Source organism: Endozoicomonas sp. SESOKO3, assembly GCF_024606255.1.
On the sequence record NZ_JAHHPR010000356.1, the window covers coordinates 1 to 18,187 of the forward strand.

Below are 18,187 nucleotides of genomic sequence, written 5' to 3' on the forward strand. Positions count from 1 at the left end.
AGAATCGTATTGACTCATAATGGCAGGGATATCATCCCATATTTTTAGAGGCGGGATTTGTTGGCAATGTGTACTGTTTAAAGGAACAAAATGACCCATGCAACTGAAACAGAGCCCGTTGGCCAGATGAGAGCATGAACTTTGTCCGCAATTCATAGACCATTCAGCTGGCTCTTTGCTCTCAGATGATTCTCGTAAATCACAAACGCCATGACAGGGGTGGACGAAACAATTTAAACCCAAAGTATGAGAATGTTGTTGAGGGCCTGCGTCCCCTCCGTCAGAGTCAGAATACCGAAGATGATTGAATGATTCTCCAGGGTAGGGGGATACTGTTGTGGTTTCCTGAACGGATGATTTTGATGGCTGGTTTTGTTGTGAGTCTTCTCCAAAGCCATACATCATAGTAATGGTCGCAAACGTGTGACTCTGGCTCACCTCTTGTTGTTCAATTGGTTTTTCAACAGAACTAAACGACGGTGAATCGGGGTTCCAACGGCTTTTTAAAAGCCAACCGATAGTGGTAACCTCTCCTGGAGGTATCCATAAAAAGGGGTTGAGACATAGAGGGGCGTCTCTGGTGGTCAGGATCATTACGCAACCAGCGAGCAGATGTGTGGTGTAAAGCAAGTCCCACGAAATCGATTCAATAATGGTCGATTTTGCCCGATTGCCGCCAGCTTTCCGGGGCTTGTCATCAGGCTGCGAGTCCGGTCCTGCACAGTCGTCTGTGTTGGCAATGTTTGATGGGTCGCGCAGCAATGTACATTGGTCACTCTTCATAGAAAAGCTCTGGTTATGAAAAACTGCATTTTTTTCAAGCTCGACAATAAAGCGTTCTGTCAAGGGTTCGGCATGACAGACGACAGACAACAACATCAGCAATAGTGTTGCAGCAAAGAGAGAGTGTTCAATAATTCTATCCATGCATTCTTGTATACAGAGAGGAAGGATAGAACAAGAAAATAAATGTATTTTTCTGCCAATAACTTTTTGTTAAAAACCAAAAGTTGCTCTGGGCAAAAAGTATCTGCAAAGTGGTTTGCCTTGCGGCAAACTGCTGACGCTCATGATCGGAGTGATGTCTAATCAGATCATTACTTATATTCTGACTTCTTGAGATTGGAGTCATACTCCGGGTGCTCATCTGCGGACGTGCGTTTTCGATGTATTCTTTTATGATCCGTAAAGGCTATAGCGTTGTTGCAGACCTTCCCGCATCGTCGCTGCTGACCATCCTTCCCGATCACGGTTATGTTACAGATTTGTTGCTTGCTGTGGTGTCTTCTTTTGTGATCCTTCAAGGCTTGAAGGTTCTTGCAGAATGTCCCGCATGGCTGCGGCTGGTCATCCTGCCCGAATACGGTCACGTCACAGCTTTTTGGCCCTGTGTGGTATCTTCTTTTATGAACCGACAGAGCCTGGACATTGCTGCAGACCTTTCCGCAAGGCCGTTGTTGGCCATCTTTTGTGATTAAAGTTGCGACACAAGTTTTTTGCTCGCTATGTTTCCTGTTTTTGTGTCCCGAAAGGGTTTTAGCATTGCTGCAGACTTTCCCGCATTGCTGCGGCTGGCCATCCTTCCCGACCGTTATAACGTTGCAGATTTGTTGCCCGGTGTGGCATTTGTTTTTGTGAGCCGCCATAGCCACAGCATTCTTGCAGATCGTCCCGCATGGCCGCGGCTGGCCATCCTCCCCGACCACTGTCAGCCTGCAGGTTTGTTGCCCAGAATGCTCTCTTCTTTTGTGAAGCGTCAGGGCTTGAGCATTCTTGCAGACCCTCCCACATCGCCACTGACGACCATCCTGCCCGATCAGTGCCATGTGACAGGTTTTTCGCCCAGTGTGGTATTTGCTTTTATGACTTGACAGGGCATTAGTATTCTTGCTGACCTTCCCGCATGGCCGCGGCTGGCCATCCTCTCCGATCACGGTTATGTCACAGATTTGTTGTTTGTTGTCGTATTTTATTCTGCGATCCGACTGAGTTCCCTGGCAATGTGTCGTTCCGGTTATGAAATTATCAGGTGCTGTTGGAGTTTGTAATGTGTCTGTCTGAGTATGCGTAATGGAAATTCCGATTTCTTCAAGAAGACTCTGAAGAGTGTTTGACCCATTAATGCCCTCAAATACATCAGTCCGGAAAGGCAAAGTCCAGGGCTCTGGCACATCATCATGGACCGGCCCGGTAGGGTCAGTTGTATAGTCTGTCCCTGAACTCATTGGGTGCGCAGCACTTTCAGAATCAGAATGACTGATGCAGCTAAAGCAAAGTCCGTCAGACAAATGAGGAGATGAGCTTTGTTCAAAATTCAGTGGCAATTCAGCTGACCCTCCGCTGTCAGATAATGGTCGGAATTGACAAACGCCATAACAAGGATGGACATAACAATTTAAACCGAAAGTATGTTGATGTTGTTCAGGGCCTCCGTCACCGTCGCCATGGTCATGATCATAATACGTGAGATGAGTGAAAAAGCCTGTATGGTCGGCAGTGGCTTGAGATTCCCATGATTCAAATGGCAGGTCTTGTTGTTGGTCTTGTCCGCTACCCAACATCATAGTGATGGTGGTAAACGAGTGATCCTGACTTGTCTCTGGTTGTACGATCGATTGTTTAATCGTGTTAAACAGTGGTGAATCAAGGAGAGGATAGCTTGTTTTAAGCCAACCGACAGCTACAACCACTTCTGCAGGTAGCCATGAATAAGGGGTGGAACTGAGAGGGGCATTTCTGGTGGTAAGCATCCGTTCGTAACCCACCAGCACAAAAGTAGCGTAAAATAATTGCCACGAAGCCGACTCAATGAGGGGCGTTTTGACCCCGTAACCGCCAGATCTGTTGTGTTTTTTGTCAGATGGCGAGTCTGATCCTGCATAGTCGCTGGTGTCGGAAATATCGGAAGTGCTTCCCGGCAATGTACGACGGTCACACTTTATAGAAAAGCGTGGGTTGGGAACAGATGTTTTCCGTTCAAGCTCGACAGTATAACGTTCTGTTAATGGTTGGGCGTGGCAGATCACGGACAACAACATTAGCAGAAGTAATGATGGTGCTACAAAGAGTGAACGTTTAATAATTCTATCCCTGCGTTCTGCTATACAGAGAGGAAGAATAGACCACTTGATGATTGAAGTGGTCTCTGATCAAGTCGTTACTTATTTACTTAACTTTCCGGAAGGCTGAGTTAATCGTACTGTTGAACATCGACAGGCTTGCGTTTTCGGTGTCTTTTTTTATGTTCATACAGGGTTTTAGTGTTCTTGCAGATCTTTCCGCATGGTCGCTGCTGGCCATTCTCCCCGACCATGGTTACGTCACAGGTTTGTTGCCCGGAATGGTGTATTCTTTTGTGATCCGAAAGAGATTGAGGGTTCTTGCAGACCTTCCCGCATAATCTCTGCTGGCTATCCTCTCCGACCACAATCTTGTTACAGGTTCGCTGCCCGGAGTGTTTTCTTCTTTTATGATCTAACAGGCTTTTAGCACTTTTGCTGACCGTTCCACATGGCCGCGGCTGGCCATCCTTGCCGACCACGGTTACGTCACAGGTCCGTTGGTCGGTGTGATGTCTTCTTTTGTGATCCGACAAGGCTTGTGTATTGTTGCAGATCTTCCCGCATGGCCTCTTTTGACCATCCTCCCCGGCCACGATCACGTTACACGTTTTTCGTGCAGTATGCTGTCTTCTTTTGTGATCTGGCAGGGCTTTGAGACTCCTGCAGATTGTTCTGCATAGCCGCCGCTGGCCATCCCCATCGACCACGGCCACGTCACAGGTTTTTGGCTCGTTTTGCTCTCTTCTTTCGATAAGCGACAGGGGTTGATCATTCTTGCTGACCATTCCATATGGCTGATGCCGACCCTCCTTCCCAACTACGGTCATGTTACAGGCTAGTAGTCTGATGTCGTATTTTATTTTGTGATCCGATAGGGATTGTTGACAATGTATCGTTCCAAATACAGCATTCTCAGGTGCTGTCGGGTCCTGTGGTGTGTCTGTCTGGGTGGGCCTGCTAGAAATTCCGGTTTCTTCGAAAAAACTCTGAAAAGTGGGTGACCTGGTAGTGACCGCAGATTCATTCGTGCTGAGAGGCTCATTATCGGGCGTAGGCGCATTATAATTGAACGACCCGGCGAGGTAAGCTGTAAAGTCTGCACCTGTATACATTGGGTGTTCAGTGTGTTCAGAGTCCAATTGACTTAAGCAGCTGAAGCAGCGTCCATTAGCCAAATGAGGGCATGAGCTTTGTTCGGAATTCAATGGCCACTCAGTTGGCTCACCGCTCTCGAATGATGGTCGAAATTGACAAGCGCCATGACAGGGATAGAAAAAACAATTTAAACCTAAAGTATGTTGGTCTTGTTCAGGGCCTCCGCTACCGCCGCTATACCCAGTATTATGGAAGCGAGTGAGAGAGCCTGAAGGGCGGGCGGTGGCTTTCGTGGCGAACTGGCCCGATGATTCCGATGGCTGGCATTGTTGCTGGTTTTGTGCAGAGTCCGACATCAAAATGATGGTGGCAAGTGGGTAATTCTGGTTCGCGTCTCGTTGTTCAATTGGGTTAGGTTGTCCAACCGGGCTAAGCAGAAGCGAACCTGAGTTTCGATAGCTTTTGAAAAGCCAGACGGCAGCGACAACGAAAACCACTTCTACAGGTTGCCATGAATAAGTGGCGGAATATAGTGAGGCATCTTTGATGATCAGGATCAGTTCGAAGCTAACCAGCAGATGGTCGGCGTAAAGCCAATGCCACGTAATCGAATTAACAAGGGCGGTTTTTACCCCATAAGCGTCAGGTTCCTTTGGCTTGTCGTCAGGCGGTAAATCTGATGCTCTATGGCCGGTTTTATTGGCAATGACTGATGGATGGTCTGGCAATCTATGCCGGGCGCGCTTTATAGAAAAGCACTGGTCTGGAGAACTTGTTTTATGTTCAGGTTCATTAACAAAATGTCTTGTCACCGATTGAGCCTGACAGACGACAGACAGTAGCAGCAACAGCGGTGCCGCATAGAGTGGGTGTTTAATAATTCTATCCCAGCCTTCGGTTCACAAAGAGAAAGGATAGATCAATTCATAATTAATGGTGTCTGATCAGATCGTTAGTTATTTATTTACTTTAAATTCCGGAGGGCTGAGTTCATCGTCCTGATCTGCATTGACAGGCTTGCGTTTTCGGTGTTTTTTTTTATGTTCATAAAGTGTTTTAGTGTTCTTGCAGACCTTTCCGCATAGTCTCTGCTGGCGATCCTCCCCGACCATGGTCTCGTCACATGTTCGCTGCCCGGAGTGTTTTTTTCTTCTGTGATCGGACAGGCTTTTAGCACTCTTACAGACCGTTCCACATGTCCACAGCTGGCCATCCTTCCCGACCATGGTTAGGTTACAGGTTTGTTGCCCGGTGTGTTGTCTTCTTTTGTGATCCGACAGGGCTTGAACACCGTTGCAGACCTTCTTGCATGGCCTCTGCTGACCATCCTCCCCGACCCTGAACAGGTTACAGGTTTGTTGCACGATGTGCTTTTGTCTTTTGTGATCCCTCAGGGCCTGGCCATTCTTGCAGACTATCCCGCATGGCTGCTGCTGGCCATCCTGACCGACCACGGCCATAACACAGGTCTGTGGCCCGTTATGGTATCTGGTTTTGTGAGTCGATAGGGCTTTAGCATTCTTGCAGACCGTTTCGCATGGCCGTTGCTGACCATCCTCCATGATCACCGTCCTGTCACAGATTTGTTGCCCAGTGTGCGCTTTTCTTTTGTGATCTCTCAGGGCTTGATTATTCCTGCAGACTATCATGCATGGCTGCTGGCCATCCTGATTGATCACGGTCGTGTAACAGGTCTTCGGTCCGGAGTGGTATCTTGTTTTGTGAATCGACAGGGCGTGAGAACTAATGCAGACCGTTCCACATGGCTGCTGCAGACCATTCTCTCTGATAACGGTTATGTCACAGGTTTTTGAACCAGTGTGTTTTAGTCTTTTGTGCTCAATCAAGGTTTGTGCACTCTTGCAGATTGTCCCGCATGGCCGCTTCTGGCCATCCTCACCGACCAAGGTCATGTGACAGGACTGTGGCCCGGAGTGGTCTCTTCTTTTGTGGTACGACAAGATTTTAGGATTCTTGAAGGTCATCCCACATGTGCGTTGTCGGCCTTCCTCCATGATCACTGTCCTGTCACAGGTTTGTTCCTCAGAGTGCTCTGTTCTTTTATGATCTCTCAGGGCTTGACTATTCTTGCAAACTCTCCTGCAAGGCTGCTGCTGGCCATCCTCCCCGATCACTACCACGTCACAGATCCTTTGCCCCCTGTGGTATGAACTTTTGTGAGACGATAGCGCATTGGCATTCTTGCAGAGCTTCCCACATATTCGCTGCTGGCCATCCTCCTCGAATAGGGTCACGATACAGATTTTTTGTTCGTGGTCGTATTTTTTTTTGTGATCCGACAAGGCTTGTAATGTGCCTGTCCTGATAAGCGAAGTGGAAGTACCGACTTCTTCGAAAAGATTCTTAAGAACGGATGACCCATTCATGCCCGCAGATTCTTCAGCGCCGGAAGGCTCATTTCCAGACATTGGCGAAACATACCTGAGTGGCTCAGGGTCAGTTGCATAGTTTGCCCCTGCACTTGTTGAGTGTGCAGTGTTTTCAGAATCAAATTGTATTATGCGACTAAAGCAGTGTTCATTAGCCAAATGCGGATATAAGCTTTGTCCGAAATTCAGAAGCCATTCTGCTGGTTCTCTGGTGTCGGGTGATGGTCGGAATTGACAAACGCCATGACAGGGATGGATGAAACAGTTTAAGCCCAAAGTATGTTGGTGTTGTTGAGGGGCTCTGTTATCGTCATCAAAGAGGGAATACAAGAGGCTATTGAAATAGCTTGTGGCTACCTGGGCCTGCCGGTCGGATGATTCTGATGGCTGGTCTTGTTGTTGATAGGGATGTTGGTGATTCCCAGAGCCATACATCATTGTGATGGTGACAAATGTATGATCTCCCTGTGTTAGCATAGATGTTGTCGCTTGTTGTTCAACCGGGTTAAACTGCGACGAATCGAGGTTCCAATAGCCACTTAAAAGCCAGCCGACAGCGACAAGGCCTTCTACAGGTAGCGATGAATAAGGGGTGGTGCTCAGAGAGGCGTCTTTGGCTTTAAGGATAAGTTCGTAACCAACCAGAAGCTCAGTAGTGTAAAGCCATTGCCATGAAATCAATTTACTGAGGATGGTTTTTGCCCGGTAACCGCCAGATATTTTCAGTTCGTTATCAGGTGCTGAATTTGATCCTGTATAGACGTTTGTATTGGCAATAACTGATGGGTTTTCTGGCAATATCCGCCTGTCACACTTTATAGAAAAGCACTGGTTTAGAGAACCTGTTTTTTGTTCAGGCTCGACAACAAAGTGTCTTGTCAACGTTTCAGACTGACAGACGACAGACAATGCCAGTATAAGCAACAGTAGTGGCGCAAAGAATGTGATTTTAATAATTCTATCCTTTCCTCTGGTGTACAGAGAGGAAGGATAGGTCAAGAAATGAAATCTACTCTTTTCTCAAAGGCCTTTTGTTAAAAGGCAGAGTCTGCACCGGGTCAACCTCATTCGTTTTGCTTTACATCAACAGGCTTGCGTTTTCGGTGTCTTCTTTTGTGCTCCGAAAGGGCATGAGCATTCTTGCAGGTCTTCCCGCACGGCCGCAGCTGGCCATCCTCCCCGACCACTGTTAAGTCGCAGATTTGTTGCCCGGTGTGTTCTTTTCTTTTGTGATCCTGCAAAGCACAAGCATTCTTGCACACTCTTCCGCATGGCTGCGGCTGGCCTTCCTCTGCGATCACGGTCTTGTAGCAGATCTGTTGCCCGCTGTGGTATCGGCTTTTGTGAAGCGTCAAAGCCTCAGCACTCTTGTAGACCTTCCCGCACGTCCGAAGCTGGCCATCCTTCGCGATCATAGTCACGTCACAGGTTTGTTCTCCGCTGTGGTCTCTTCTTTTGTGCGTCGACAGAGCTTGAGCACTTTTGCAGGCCTTCCCGCATGGCTGAGACGTACCATCGATACCGGTCAGGATCACGTCACAGGTTTCTTGCTTGCTATGGTCTCTTCTTCTGTGAGTTGACAGGGCCAGAGTATTCTTGCAAACCTTTCTGCAGAGACGCGGCTGGCCATCCTCCCCGATCACGGTCACGTGACAGGTTTTCTGTCCAGAGTGGTATCTGCTTTTGTGAGTTGCCAGGGCATGATCATTCTTGCAGAGCTTCCAGCATAGCCGCGGCTGGCAACCTTTCTCGAGCACAGGCATGGTACAGATTTTGCGTTCGTTGCTGCATTTTATTTTATGATCCGACAGGACTTGCAATGTGTCTGTCCAGGTAAGCGAGGTGGAAGTCCCGACTTCTTCGAAAAGATCCTTTAGAGCAGGTGACTGATCAATGCTCGCAGATTCCATAGCGCTGGAAGGCGTATTTCCGGACATTGGCGCATCGTGCCTGAGCGGCTCGGCAGCAGTTGTATAGTCAGTCCCTGCATTTATTGAGAGTGCAGTATTTTCAGAATCAAATGGTCTTATACAACTCGAGCAGCATTCATTCGCCATGTGTGGGTGTGAGCTTTGTCTGGAATTCAGTGGCCATTCTGCTGACCCTCTGGTGTCGGATGACAGTAGGAATTCACAAACGCCATGACAGGGATGGACGAAGCAGTTTAAACCCAGAGTATGTTGGTGTTGTTGAGGGTCTTCGTCGCCGTCATCAGAGCTAGAATACAAGAGGTTAGTGAAATAACCTCTGACTAACGGGGCCCGCTGGCCGGATGATTCTGATGGCTGGCCTTGTTGCTGGTAGGCATGCTGGTTATTTCCAGAGCCAAACATCATTGTGATTGCTGCAAATGCTTGATCCCCCTCTGTCAGCATGAATGTTGCCTCTTGTTGCTCAATCGGGTTCACCAGTGGGGGGGGCGGAGTTCCAGTAGCGACCCGGAAGCCACCTGACAGCGACAAGCCCCTTTACAGGTGGTAACCACGAATAAGGAATAGAGCTAAGAGAGGCTTCCTTGGTTGTCAGGATAAGTTCGCAACTAACCAGAGGCTCAGTAGCGTAAAGCCATTGCCATGAAATCGATTCGATAAAGATGGTTTCAGCCCCGTAACCGCGAGATTCCCTCGCTTTGTCATCAGTTAGTGAATTTGATCCTGTATAGACGTTTGTATTGACGATAACTGACGGGTTGTCTGGCAATGCACAACGATCACGCTGTGTAGAGAAACGCAGGTTTGGAAAACCTGTTTTCCGTTCAAGCCCGGAAAAAAAATGTCTTGCTAAGGGTTTAGAATGACAGACGACAGACAACGTCAGTAGGAACAACATCGGTGCCGCAAAGAGTGAGTTTTTAATAATTCCGTCCTTTACTCTGTTTTAGTGAGAGGAAGGATAGATCAAGAAACTAAATAGACTCTTTTCTCAAAGGCCTCCTGTCAAATGACAGAGTTTGCTCCGGGTAACACTTTATTGGTTTTGCTCTACATCAGCAGACTTGCGTTTTCGGTGACTTCTTTTGTGTTGCTTCAGGGCAAGAGCATTCTTGCAGCCTGTTCCACATGGTCGTGGCTGGCCATCCACCCCAACCATTTTAGGGCCACAGACTTTTTGCCTGCTGTGTTCCCTTATTTTGTGGTACGAAAGATGTTGGGAATGCTTGCAGACCTTTCCGCATGGACGTTGCTGGCCATCCTCACCAATCACGGCCACCTCACAGATTCTTTGCCCTCTGTGGTATTTGCTTTTGTGAGCCATGAGAGACTGAATATTCTTGGAGACTGTCCCGCATGCTCGCGGTCGGCCATCCTTCCCGACCACTGTTAAGCCACAGGTTTGTCGCCCGCCATGTTCCCTTAGTTTGTGATTCGTAAGAGATTGATTATTTTCGCAAAGCTTTCCGCATAGTCGCAGCTGGCCATCTTTCCCGATCACTGTCAGGTTGCAGGTTTTTTGCCCGGTATGGTATTTGGTCTTGTGAGATGACAGGCATCGGGCATTCTTACAGACCGACCCGCACGGTCGCGGCTGACCATCCGCACCGCTCACTGTCACGTCACAGGTTTGTTGCTCTACATGGGCTTGTTTTTTGTGATCCGACAGCATTTGGGCATTCTTGCAGACTGTCCCGCATGGCTGCTGTTGGTTGTGCTTTCCGGTCACTGTCACTTCACAGGTTTTTTGCCCGGTATGGTATCTGGCTTTGTGAACCGTCAGAGATCGAGCGTTCTTGCATACTGCTCCGCATGGCTGCAACTGTCCATCCTTATCGACCACAGTGGCTTTACAGGCTTGTTGCTCGCTGTGGGCTCTTTTTTTGTGATCCCATAGGGATTTGGCACTCACGAAGACCTTTCCGCACGTCTGCGACTGGCCACTCTCACAGACTATGGTAATGCAACAGTTTTTTTGCTTGCTGTGGTCGTTGCTTTTGTGAACCGAGAGGTCTTGCTCGCGATGTGTCGTTCCAGGTACAGCATCCCCGTGGGTTACCGGGGCTTGAGTGATGGCTGGCTGGTTGAGCGTAGAAGCCATGTCAGTTTCTTCGAGAAGACGATTCAGTTCGATTGACCCCTTCATGACCTCAAAAACATTTGTGGTGGAAGGCTCATTCCAGTCTGTAGGCATATCATAATCGAGTGGTATAAAGTTATTTAATGTTTTGCAAGGTGATTTATTTTGGACATGTTCATTGTTTTCAGGATCAAAATAACACATGCAACTAAAGCAGTGTCCATTGGTCAAATGGGGGCATGAGCTTTGTCCGGGAAATGCTCCTGATGGTTGGAATTGACAAACACCATGACAGGGATGGACGAAACAATTTAAACCCAAAGTATGTGAGTGTTGTTGGGGGTCTCCGCTACCGCCGTCAGAGTCAGAGTACAGAAGACTGGTGAAATAGCCTGTGACGTAGCTGGTGGCTTTTGGGGCTTGCTGACTGGATGATTCTGATGGCGGGTATTGTTGCCGGTCACATCCGGGGTTGGAGCCAAAAACCATAGTGATGGTCGGAAACGACTGATCCTGATTCACCTCTTGTTGTTCAATGTGTTGTTCAATTGGGTTAAATGACAGTAAATCGGGGTTCCAATAACTTTTTAAAAGCCAGCCGAGAGCGACAACCATTTCTTCAGATGACCATGAATAATGGCTCGAGTCTGGAGGGGAATCTCCGGTGGTCAGGAACGGTGCGTAACCCACCAGCAGGTGAGTAGCGTAACGCAACTGCCATGAAATCGATTCAATGAGGGGGGGGGATTACCCCGTAACCGCCGTGATCTTTGACATCAGGCGGTGGATCTGATCCTCCAAAGCCGTGCATGTCGGCAATGTCTGAGAGGACAACCGGCAGTGAATGCAGGCCATGTCCTATAGAAATGATTTGGTTTGGATAACCAGCATTTTGTTGAATCGCGACAACGAAGCGTTCTTTCAACGGTTTGGCCTGACAGACGACATGTAACAACTGTAGTTGAAACAGCAGTACCGCAAAGAGTGAACGTCTAATAATTCTATCCTTGCATTTTGATTTACAGATAGGAAGGATAGATCAAGAGAATAAGTATGCTTTTCTGTCAAAGCCTTTCTGTTTCACATCAACAGGTTTGCGTTTTCGATAGCGGTGTCACAAGGAGTGAGTGTTTAATAATTCTATCTCTCGAGAAAGGTTGGCTCAGCTAAAGGATTGAGGTCATCGTTCTGGTTCACATCAAGGCGCTTGCGTTTTCCATGAGTTCTTATGTGTTCCGACAGGGCATGATCATTCTTGCAGAGCTTTCCGCATGGCCCCCGATCGCCGTCTTCCCCGACCATGGTTAGCTCACAGGCTTTTTGCACACAATGGTGTCTTCTTTTGTGAACCAACAGGTCGCGGGCATTGTTGCAGAGTTTTCCGCACGGCCGCTGATGGCCATCCTCTGTGACCACGGACACCCAACAGGTTTTTTGCCCGGTGTGGCATTTTCTTTTGTGATCCGAGAGTTTTTTTGCATTGTCGAAAATCAGCCAGCATGGCCGATGCCGACCATCTTCTGTGCCCACGATCACGTCACAGACTTTTTGCCCGGTGTGGTACTTGCTTTTGTGATCCGTCAGGGCCTTGGCATTCTTACAGACCTTTTCGCATGGACGCTGCTGACCGTTCTCTGCGATCACAATGACGTCACAGATTTGTTGCCCGCTGTGGTCCCTTCTTTTGTGATAGGACAGAGCCAGATAATGTATGCAGGCTTTTCCGCATGGCCGCGGCTGACCATCTTCCCCGATCACGATCACGTCACAGGTTTTCTTACTCTTGTTGATTTTGCGTTTGTGAGTCGGCAGAGACCGGGCATTCTTGTGGTCCTTTCCGCATGTTTTCTGCGGGCCATCTTCTCCGGTCACGGGCACATCACAGGCTTGTCGCCCGAAAGGGGCGTCATTTATAAGAACTGAACCGGTAATCATTGAGTGAACAGGGGTGTCATTAATGTATTGGAGTTGAATCGGGGCGAAATAATCGAATGCTTCGAAAAGTTCGTCTTGTTGGTAAGAGTAGCCAGAGTTTTCAGGATCAAAATGACTTATGCAACTAAAGCAGCGCCCGTTAGCAAGATGTGGGCATGAGCTTTGTTCGAGGCTGGCTACCTTGTGGTCTGGGAAATTTTCTTCGGAGTTCTGCAGCCATTCATCAGGTCCTCCGTTATTGGATGATGGTCGGAATTGACAAACGCCATGACAGGGGTGAATGAAACAATTTAAACCCAAGGTATGTGAGTGATGTTGAGGGCCTGCGTTACCGCCGCCAGAGTCAGAATATAGGGGATGATTGAAAGAACTTCCAGTGAAGGAAGCTGCTGCTGTGTTTTCCTGGACGAACGGTCCTGATGTCTGGCCTTGCTGCAGGGGTTGTCCAGAACCAAACATCATAGTGGTGATCACAAACGGATTATCCTGACTCACCTCTTTTTGTTCAGTGTGTTGCTCAATCGGGTTCAACAGCGGTGAATCGGTGTCCCAATAACTTCCTAAAAGCCGACCGATAGCGACAAACGCTTCTAAAGGCAGCCATGAACAAGGGGCTGCGCCTGGAAGAGCGTTTTTGGTTGTCAGGATCAGCAGTTCGTAACCAACCAGTAGATGAGACGCGTAATGTAACTGCCACGAAATCGGCTCAATAAGGGGTGTCATGACCCCGTAACGGCCAGATGTGTCTGGCCTGTCTTCAGGCGGTGAGTCCGATCTTGCATGGATGTTTATGTCGGCAAAGGCTATCTGGCTGCCCGGCAGTCTATGCAGGCCACACTTTATAGATAAGCTCTGTCCTGGAAAAACTGCATTCTCTTTAAACTCAACAATAAGAAGCTCTGCCTGACAAACGACAGAGGATACCAGTATCAGCAACAGCGGTATCGGAAAGAATGAATGTTTAATAATTTTATCCCCGCATTCCAGACGGTAGAGAGGAAGGATAGATCAAGATAATAAGTGTGTTTTTGTTTCGAAGGCCTTCTTAAAAGACAAAGTTGGTATCGGTCAAAGCCTCATGAAAGGGCTGGCATTACTTATTTGCTTTGCCTGTTTTAAGCCTGAGTTCACCATTCTGGTCTACATTATTGTGCTTGCGTTTTTGATGTGTTTTTTTTTTGTGATTCATCAGGGCTAGCGCATTCTGGCAGACCGTCCGGCAGGATTGCTGACGGCCATTCTCTCCGACGACGATAAGGTCACAGGTTTTTGCTCCACTGTGGACTTTTGATTTGTGAGCCGACAGAGATTTATTACTTATGAAGGCCCTCCCGCATGGTCGCTGATGGCCGTCCTCTCCGATCATTGTCGCGTCACAGGTATGTCGCCCGATGTGGGTATTTTTTTTATGATTCGACAAAGCTTTAGCATTCTTGCATACCTTCCCGCATCGTCGCTGCTGCCCATTTTCCCCGACCTCTATTACTTCACAGGTTTTTTGAACGCTGTGGATTCTGATTTTGTGATCCGACAGCTCTCCAGCATTCTTGCAGACCGTCCCGCATGGCTGCTGCTGGCCATTTTTCCCGAACACTTTCACGTTGCAGATTTTTTGTCCAGAATGGGCTTTGCTTTTGTGACACGACAGGGCCTTAACATTCTCGCAGATCCTCCCGCACGGCCGCTGCTGGCCATTTTCCTCAATCACTGTCGTGTCACAGGTTTGTTGCCCGGTGTGTACTCTTATTTTGTGATCCCACAGAGTATTAGCATTCTTGCAGACCATCCCGCACGGCACTGGCTGGCCATATTCCCAACCCACAGTTACGTCACAGGTTTTTTGCCGTGTGTGGGCTCTGGTTTTGTGAGATGAAAGGGCTTTAGGATTATTGCAGACTGCCCCACATGGCTTTAGCTGGTCATCCTCCCCGACCACTATCACGTCACAGGTTAGTTGCCAGTCAGGGGCCGTTACAGAGGCTACCGCGGCTCTCATTAAGCCTGAAGGGTTGCGGCTGTCAGCTGGGTTGCCACCCATACCCATACCATGGGCCTCTGACTCAGAGAACGGGTCAAAATTGCGCTTGATTTCAATGGGAATGAGAAAACTCAATGTTTTGACAAGATCAGCTTGCTTGGGCTGTGCAGACTTTTGAGGACCTGAATGACTCAGGTAATGGTAGCCGCGTTCATTAGCCAAATAAGGGCATGAGCTTTGTTCGGGTGTTGTTCTTGTCGGGTCTGACCTGTTTTCTAAGAAATTGAACAGCGATTCATCAGACTCTCTGATATCGAATGATGATCGGAATTGACAAACACCGTAACAGGGATGGACGAAACAATTTAAACCGAAGGTATGCAGGTGTTTGGGGGGGGGGGGCCGTTGCCGTCGTCAAAGTCATAATAGGGGAAGCTGGCGAAATAGTCTGTGGGGTGGGGCGTGGTTTGCCGGACTGGTTGTCCCGATGATTCTGGTGGCCGACCCTGCTGTCGGGCTTGTCCGGAGCCAAACATCATAGTGGTGATCGCAAAGGGGTTCTCCTGACTTGCCTCTTGTTGTTCAATTTGTTCTTCAATCGGGGCAAACATCGATGAATCGAGGTACCAATAACGTCTTAAAAGCGAACCGATAGCGACAACCGCTTCGGGTAGGGATGAATGAGGGGTAGAGCTCCGGGAGGCCTCTTTGCAGGTCAGGATCAGTTTGTAACCAACCAGCAGGTCGGTTGCGTAAAGCAACTGCCAGGAAATCGACTCAATCATGGGCTTTTTGACACTGTAACCGCGAGATCTATGTGGTTTGTCACCAGGAGGTGAGTCTGATCCTGCACAGCTGTTTGTGTCAGCAACAACTGACGGTCTGCCCGACAAGCTATGTGGGGCAGGTTCTATAGAAAAGCCCGGGTTTGAAAAAACTGTATTCTGTTTAAAGTCGACAATAAAATATTCCGTCAACGGTTCGGCCTGATAGGCGACAGACGACAAAAATATCGGCAACAGTGGTGCCGCATAGAGTAAGTGTTTAATCATTTTGTCCCTCATAATCAGGGTGGGTGTCAGATCAAGGATTGAGGTCATCGTTCTCGCCCATATCAACAAACTTGCGTTTGTGACGCCTTCTTTTGTGTTCCTCCAGGACTCGAGCACTCTTGCAGAGCCTTAGGCATGGTCGCGGTTGTCCATCTTTCCCGACCACTGTCATGTCACAGATTGCTTGTTTGGTGTGGGCTCTTCTTTTGTGTTCTGTCAGGGCTTGAGCACTCTTGCAGAGCTTACGGCATGGCTGCGGTTGTCCATCTTTGTCGACAACTGTTATGTCACAGATTGTTTGTCCTGTGTGGGTTCTTCTTATATGATCCGACAGGGCCTGAGGATTATTGCAGATCTTCCCGCACAGAAACTCCTGACCATCTTCCCCGACGACTGTTTTAATACAGGTTTTTAGCCCTCCGTGGATTCTTCTTTTGTGATCCGAGAGGGTTCTGGCACTTTTGCAGACCTTCCCGCATGGTTGCTGCTGGCCATCTTTCCGGAACAGGGTCAAGTCACAGATTTGTTGTCCGGTGTGGTATCTTCTTTTGTGTTCCGTCAGAGCCTGCATATTTTTGCAGAGTATCTTGCATGGCTGCTGCTGGCCATCCTTCCCAACCACGGTTTCGTCACAGGTTTGCTCACTACTGTGGAAAGCCCTTTTGTGAGCCCACAGGGCATAAGTACTCCTGCAGACCAGCCCGCATGGCTGCTGCTGGCCATCTTCCCGGACAATGGTCTCGTCACAGATTTTTTGTTCGGTGTGGTATCTTCTTTTGTGATCCGTCAGAGACTTAATATGTTTGCAGAGCTTTCCACACGGCCGCGGCTGGCCATCCTTCCCCACCACAGTTACGTCACAGGTTTGTTGACCGCTGTGGAAGGCCCTCTTGTGAAGCCACAGGACAGCAGCGTTCTCGCAAGCTTGCCCGCATGGCCGCTGCTGGCCGTCCTGCCCGATCACGGTGGCGTTACAGGTTTGTTGCAAAGTGTGGTATGTGCTTTTGTGAGATGATAGAGACTCAGTATTCTTGCAGACTGCTCCACATGGCGACCTCTGGCCATCTTCCCCGACCACTGTTTCTTCACAGATTTGCTGCTCGTTGTGTTTTTTTCTTTTGTGACTGATCAGGGCTTTAGTATTCTTGCAGAGCTTCCCGCATAACCGCTGCTGGCCATCCTCGCCAACCACTGTCTGCTCGCAGATTGGTGGCCTGTTGTGGTGTCTTGTTTTGTGATATGTCAAGGCTCGAGCATTTTTGCAGACCCTTCCGCATGTCTGCTGCTGGCCATCTTCCCGGACCACGGGCGTGTCACACATTTTTTGTCCGCAGTGGACTTCGCTTTTGTGAAGTGATAGGGATCGGGCATCATGAAAGAGCTTCCCGCATGGCTGCAGCTGGCCACATTTCTTAACGACTATCACGTCGCAGGTTTGTTGCCCGATAGGGGGAGTTGTAGAGACTATCCCGTCACTCATTGAGTTTGAGGCGACCCCATCTGAGGCGACCCCATCTATAGAGTTTTCGCTAATGTCTGGGTTGCGGTCAATGTCATGGGCCTGTGGCTCAAATAGCAACTCAAATAGTTGATCAGGGTTGCATTCGGAATGCATAGGATCCGGATTATCGAGTGCTTTCAAAAGCTCGTCTTGCCTGAGGGTTGCATCGCTGTTCGGATCAACGTGAATTATGCGACCAGAGCAGCATCCATAGGCCAAATGAGAACATGGGTTTTGCTCGGGTGTTGCTCCTGTGAGGTCCAACCCATTTTCTTCGAAATTCAGCAGCCATTCATCAGGCTCTCTGTGATCCCGGAATAGTCGTAATTGACAAATGCCATGACAGGGATAGATAAAACAATTTAAACCCAAAGTATGTAAGTTTTGTTGAGGATCTTCGCTACCCTCGCCAGAGCCTGAATACCAGAGGGTAGTGAAAAAACTCTCAGGGTGAATGGCTGTCGGAGCTTCTTGAGTGGATGATTCTGATGGTTTGCCATGTGATTGGTTATGTCCGGAATCCATCATCATAGTGATCGTGGCAAATAGGGGGGGGTGACTTACGTCTTGTTGTTCGACCCGGTGAGGGAACGGTGAATTGTGGTACCCATGGCTTTTCAAAAGCCAGCCGACGATGATAGCCACTTCCATAGGCAGCCATGAAAAAGGGATGGAGCTAAGAGAGGTGTCTTTGGTTGTAAGGATCAGTTGGTAACCTACCAGCAGGCTGGTGGCGTAAAGCCATTGCCATGAAATCGGTTCATTCAGAGGCGTTTTGACCCCGTAACCGCCGGATTTATGTGGTTTGTCATCAGGCAGCGAATCTGGTTCTGTATAACCGTTTGTGTGGGCAATAACTGACAAATTGCCCGATAAGGTATACCGCCCACGCTTTATAGAATAGCTATGGTTTGGATAAGCTGTATTCTGTTCAAGCTCGACAATATGACGTTCAGTCAACGGTTGGGCCTGACAGATGACAGACAACAAAAGAAGCAGTAACTGCGGTGCTGCAAGGAGTGAGTGTTCAATCATTCTATCCTTGAGTTCTGGTTTACAGAGAGGAAGGATAGATCAAGAAAGTAAGTGTGCTTTACCGTTAAAAAACCATTTAAGCCCGGCTGTAATTATTTATACGAATATTGTCTTTTGATTGTCACTCT

Annotated in this window: 12 protein-coding genes; all 12 read right to left on the reverse strand. The window is 48.5% G+C overall.

Annotated features, from left to right (window positions below):
- Positions 1-927: hypothetical protein (locus KDK18_RS06320; protein WP_257254024.1), on the reverse strand; the 927-nt coding region annotated here is incomplete at its 3' end.
- A 170-nt stretch (positions 928-1,097) separates the two neighbouring features.
- A complete protein-coding gene (locus tag KDK18_RS06325) occupies positions 1,098-3,026 on the reverse strand; it encodes a hypothetical protein (protein ID WP_257254025.1) in 1,929 nt (642 codons plus the stop codon).
- A gap of 164 nt (positions 3,027-3,190) precedes the next feature.
- Positions 3,191-5,005, reverse strand: coding sequence for a hypothetical protein (locus tag KDK18_RS06330; protein ID WP_257254026.1), 1,815 nt, complete (start codon positions 5,003-5,005; stop codon positions 3,191-3,193).
- A gap of 108 nt (positions 5,006-5,113) precedes the next feature.
- Positions 5,114-7,471, reverse strand: a complete 2,358-nt coding sequence (locus KDK18_RS06335) for a hypothetical protein (protein ID WP_257254027.1) — start codon at positions 7,469-7,471, stop codon at positions 5,114-5,116.
- 140 nt (positions 7,472-7,611) lie between these two features.
- The gene (locus KDK18_RS06340; protein WP_257254028.1) at positions 7,612-9,009 is read right to left on the reverse strand and encodes a hypothetical protein; all 1,398 of its coding nucleotides are present in this window, start codon (positions 9,007-9,009) and stop codon (positions 7,612-7,614) included.
- Positions 8,942-9,376: a hypothetical protein gene (locus tag KDK18_RS06345; protein WP_257254029.1), complete on the reverse strand. Its 435-nt coding sequence runs from the start codon at positions 9,374-9,376 to the stop codon at positions 8,942-8,944. Before KDK18_RS06345 ends, KDK18_RS06340 begins: the two co-directional genes overlap by 68 nt.
- A 138-nt stretch (positions 9,377-9,514) precedes the next feature.
- Positions 9,515-11,272 (reverse strand): hypothetical protein, encoded by a 1,758-nt coding sequence (locus KDK18_RS06350; RefSeq protein WP_257254030.1) that lies wholly within the window; start codon positions 11,270-11,272, stop codon positions 9,515-9,517.
- A 16-nt stretch (positions 11,273-11,288) separates the two neighbouring features.
- Positions 11,289-11,483: a hypothetical protein gene (locus tag KDK18_RS06355; RefSeq protein WP_257254031.1), complete on the reverse strand. Its 195-nt coding sequence runs from the start codon at positions 11,481-11,483 to the stop codon at positions 11,289-11,291.
- A gap of 215 nt (positions 11,484-11,698) precedes the next feature.
- On the reverse strand, positions 11,699-13,429 hold the full coding sequence (locus KDK18_RS06360) for a hypothetical protein (protein ID WP_257254032.1): 1,731 nt from the start codon (positions 13,427-13,429) through the stop codon (positions 11,699-11,701).
- Between the two features lie 157 nt (positions 13,430-13,586).
- Positions 13,587-14,693: a hypothetical protein gene (locus KDK18_RS06365; RefSeq protein WP_257254033.1), complete on the reverse strand. Its 1,107-nt coding sequence runs from the start codon at positions 14,691-14,693 to the stop codon at positions 13,587-13,589.
- 143 nt (positions 14,694-14,836) lie between these two features.
- On the reverse strand, positions 14,837-15,571 hold the full coding sequence (locus KDK18_RS06370; RefSeq protein WP_257254034.1) for a hypothetical protein: 735 nt from the start codon (positions 15,569-15,571) through the stop codon (positions 14,837-14,839).
- On the reverse strand, positions 15,555-18,059 hold the full coding sequence (locus KDK18_RS06375; RefSeq protein WP_257254035.1) for a hypothetical protein: 2,505 nt from the start codon (positions 18,057-18,059) through the stop codon (positions 15,555-15,557). Before KDK18_RS06375 ends, KDK18_RS06370 begins: the two co-directional genes overlap by 17 nt.
- Positions 18,060-18,187 lie beyond the last annotated feature (128 nt).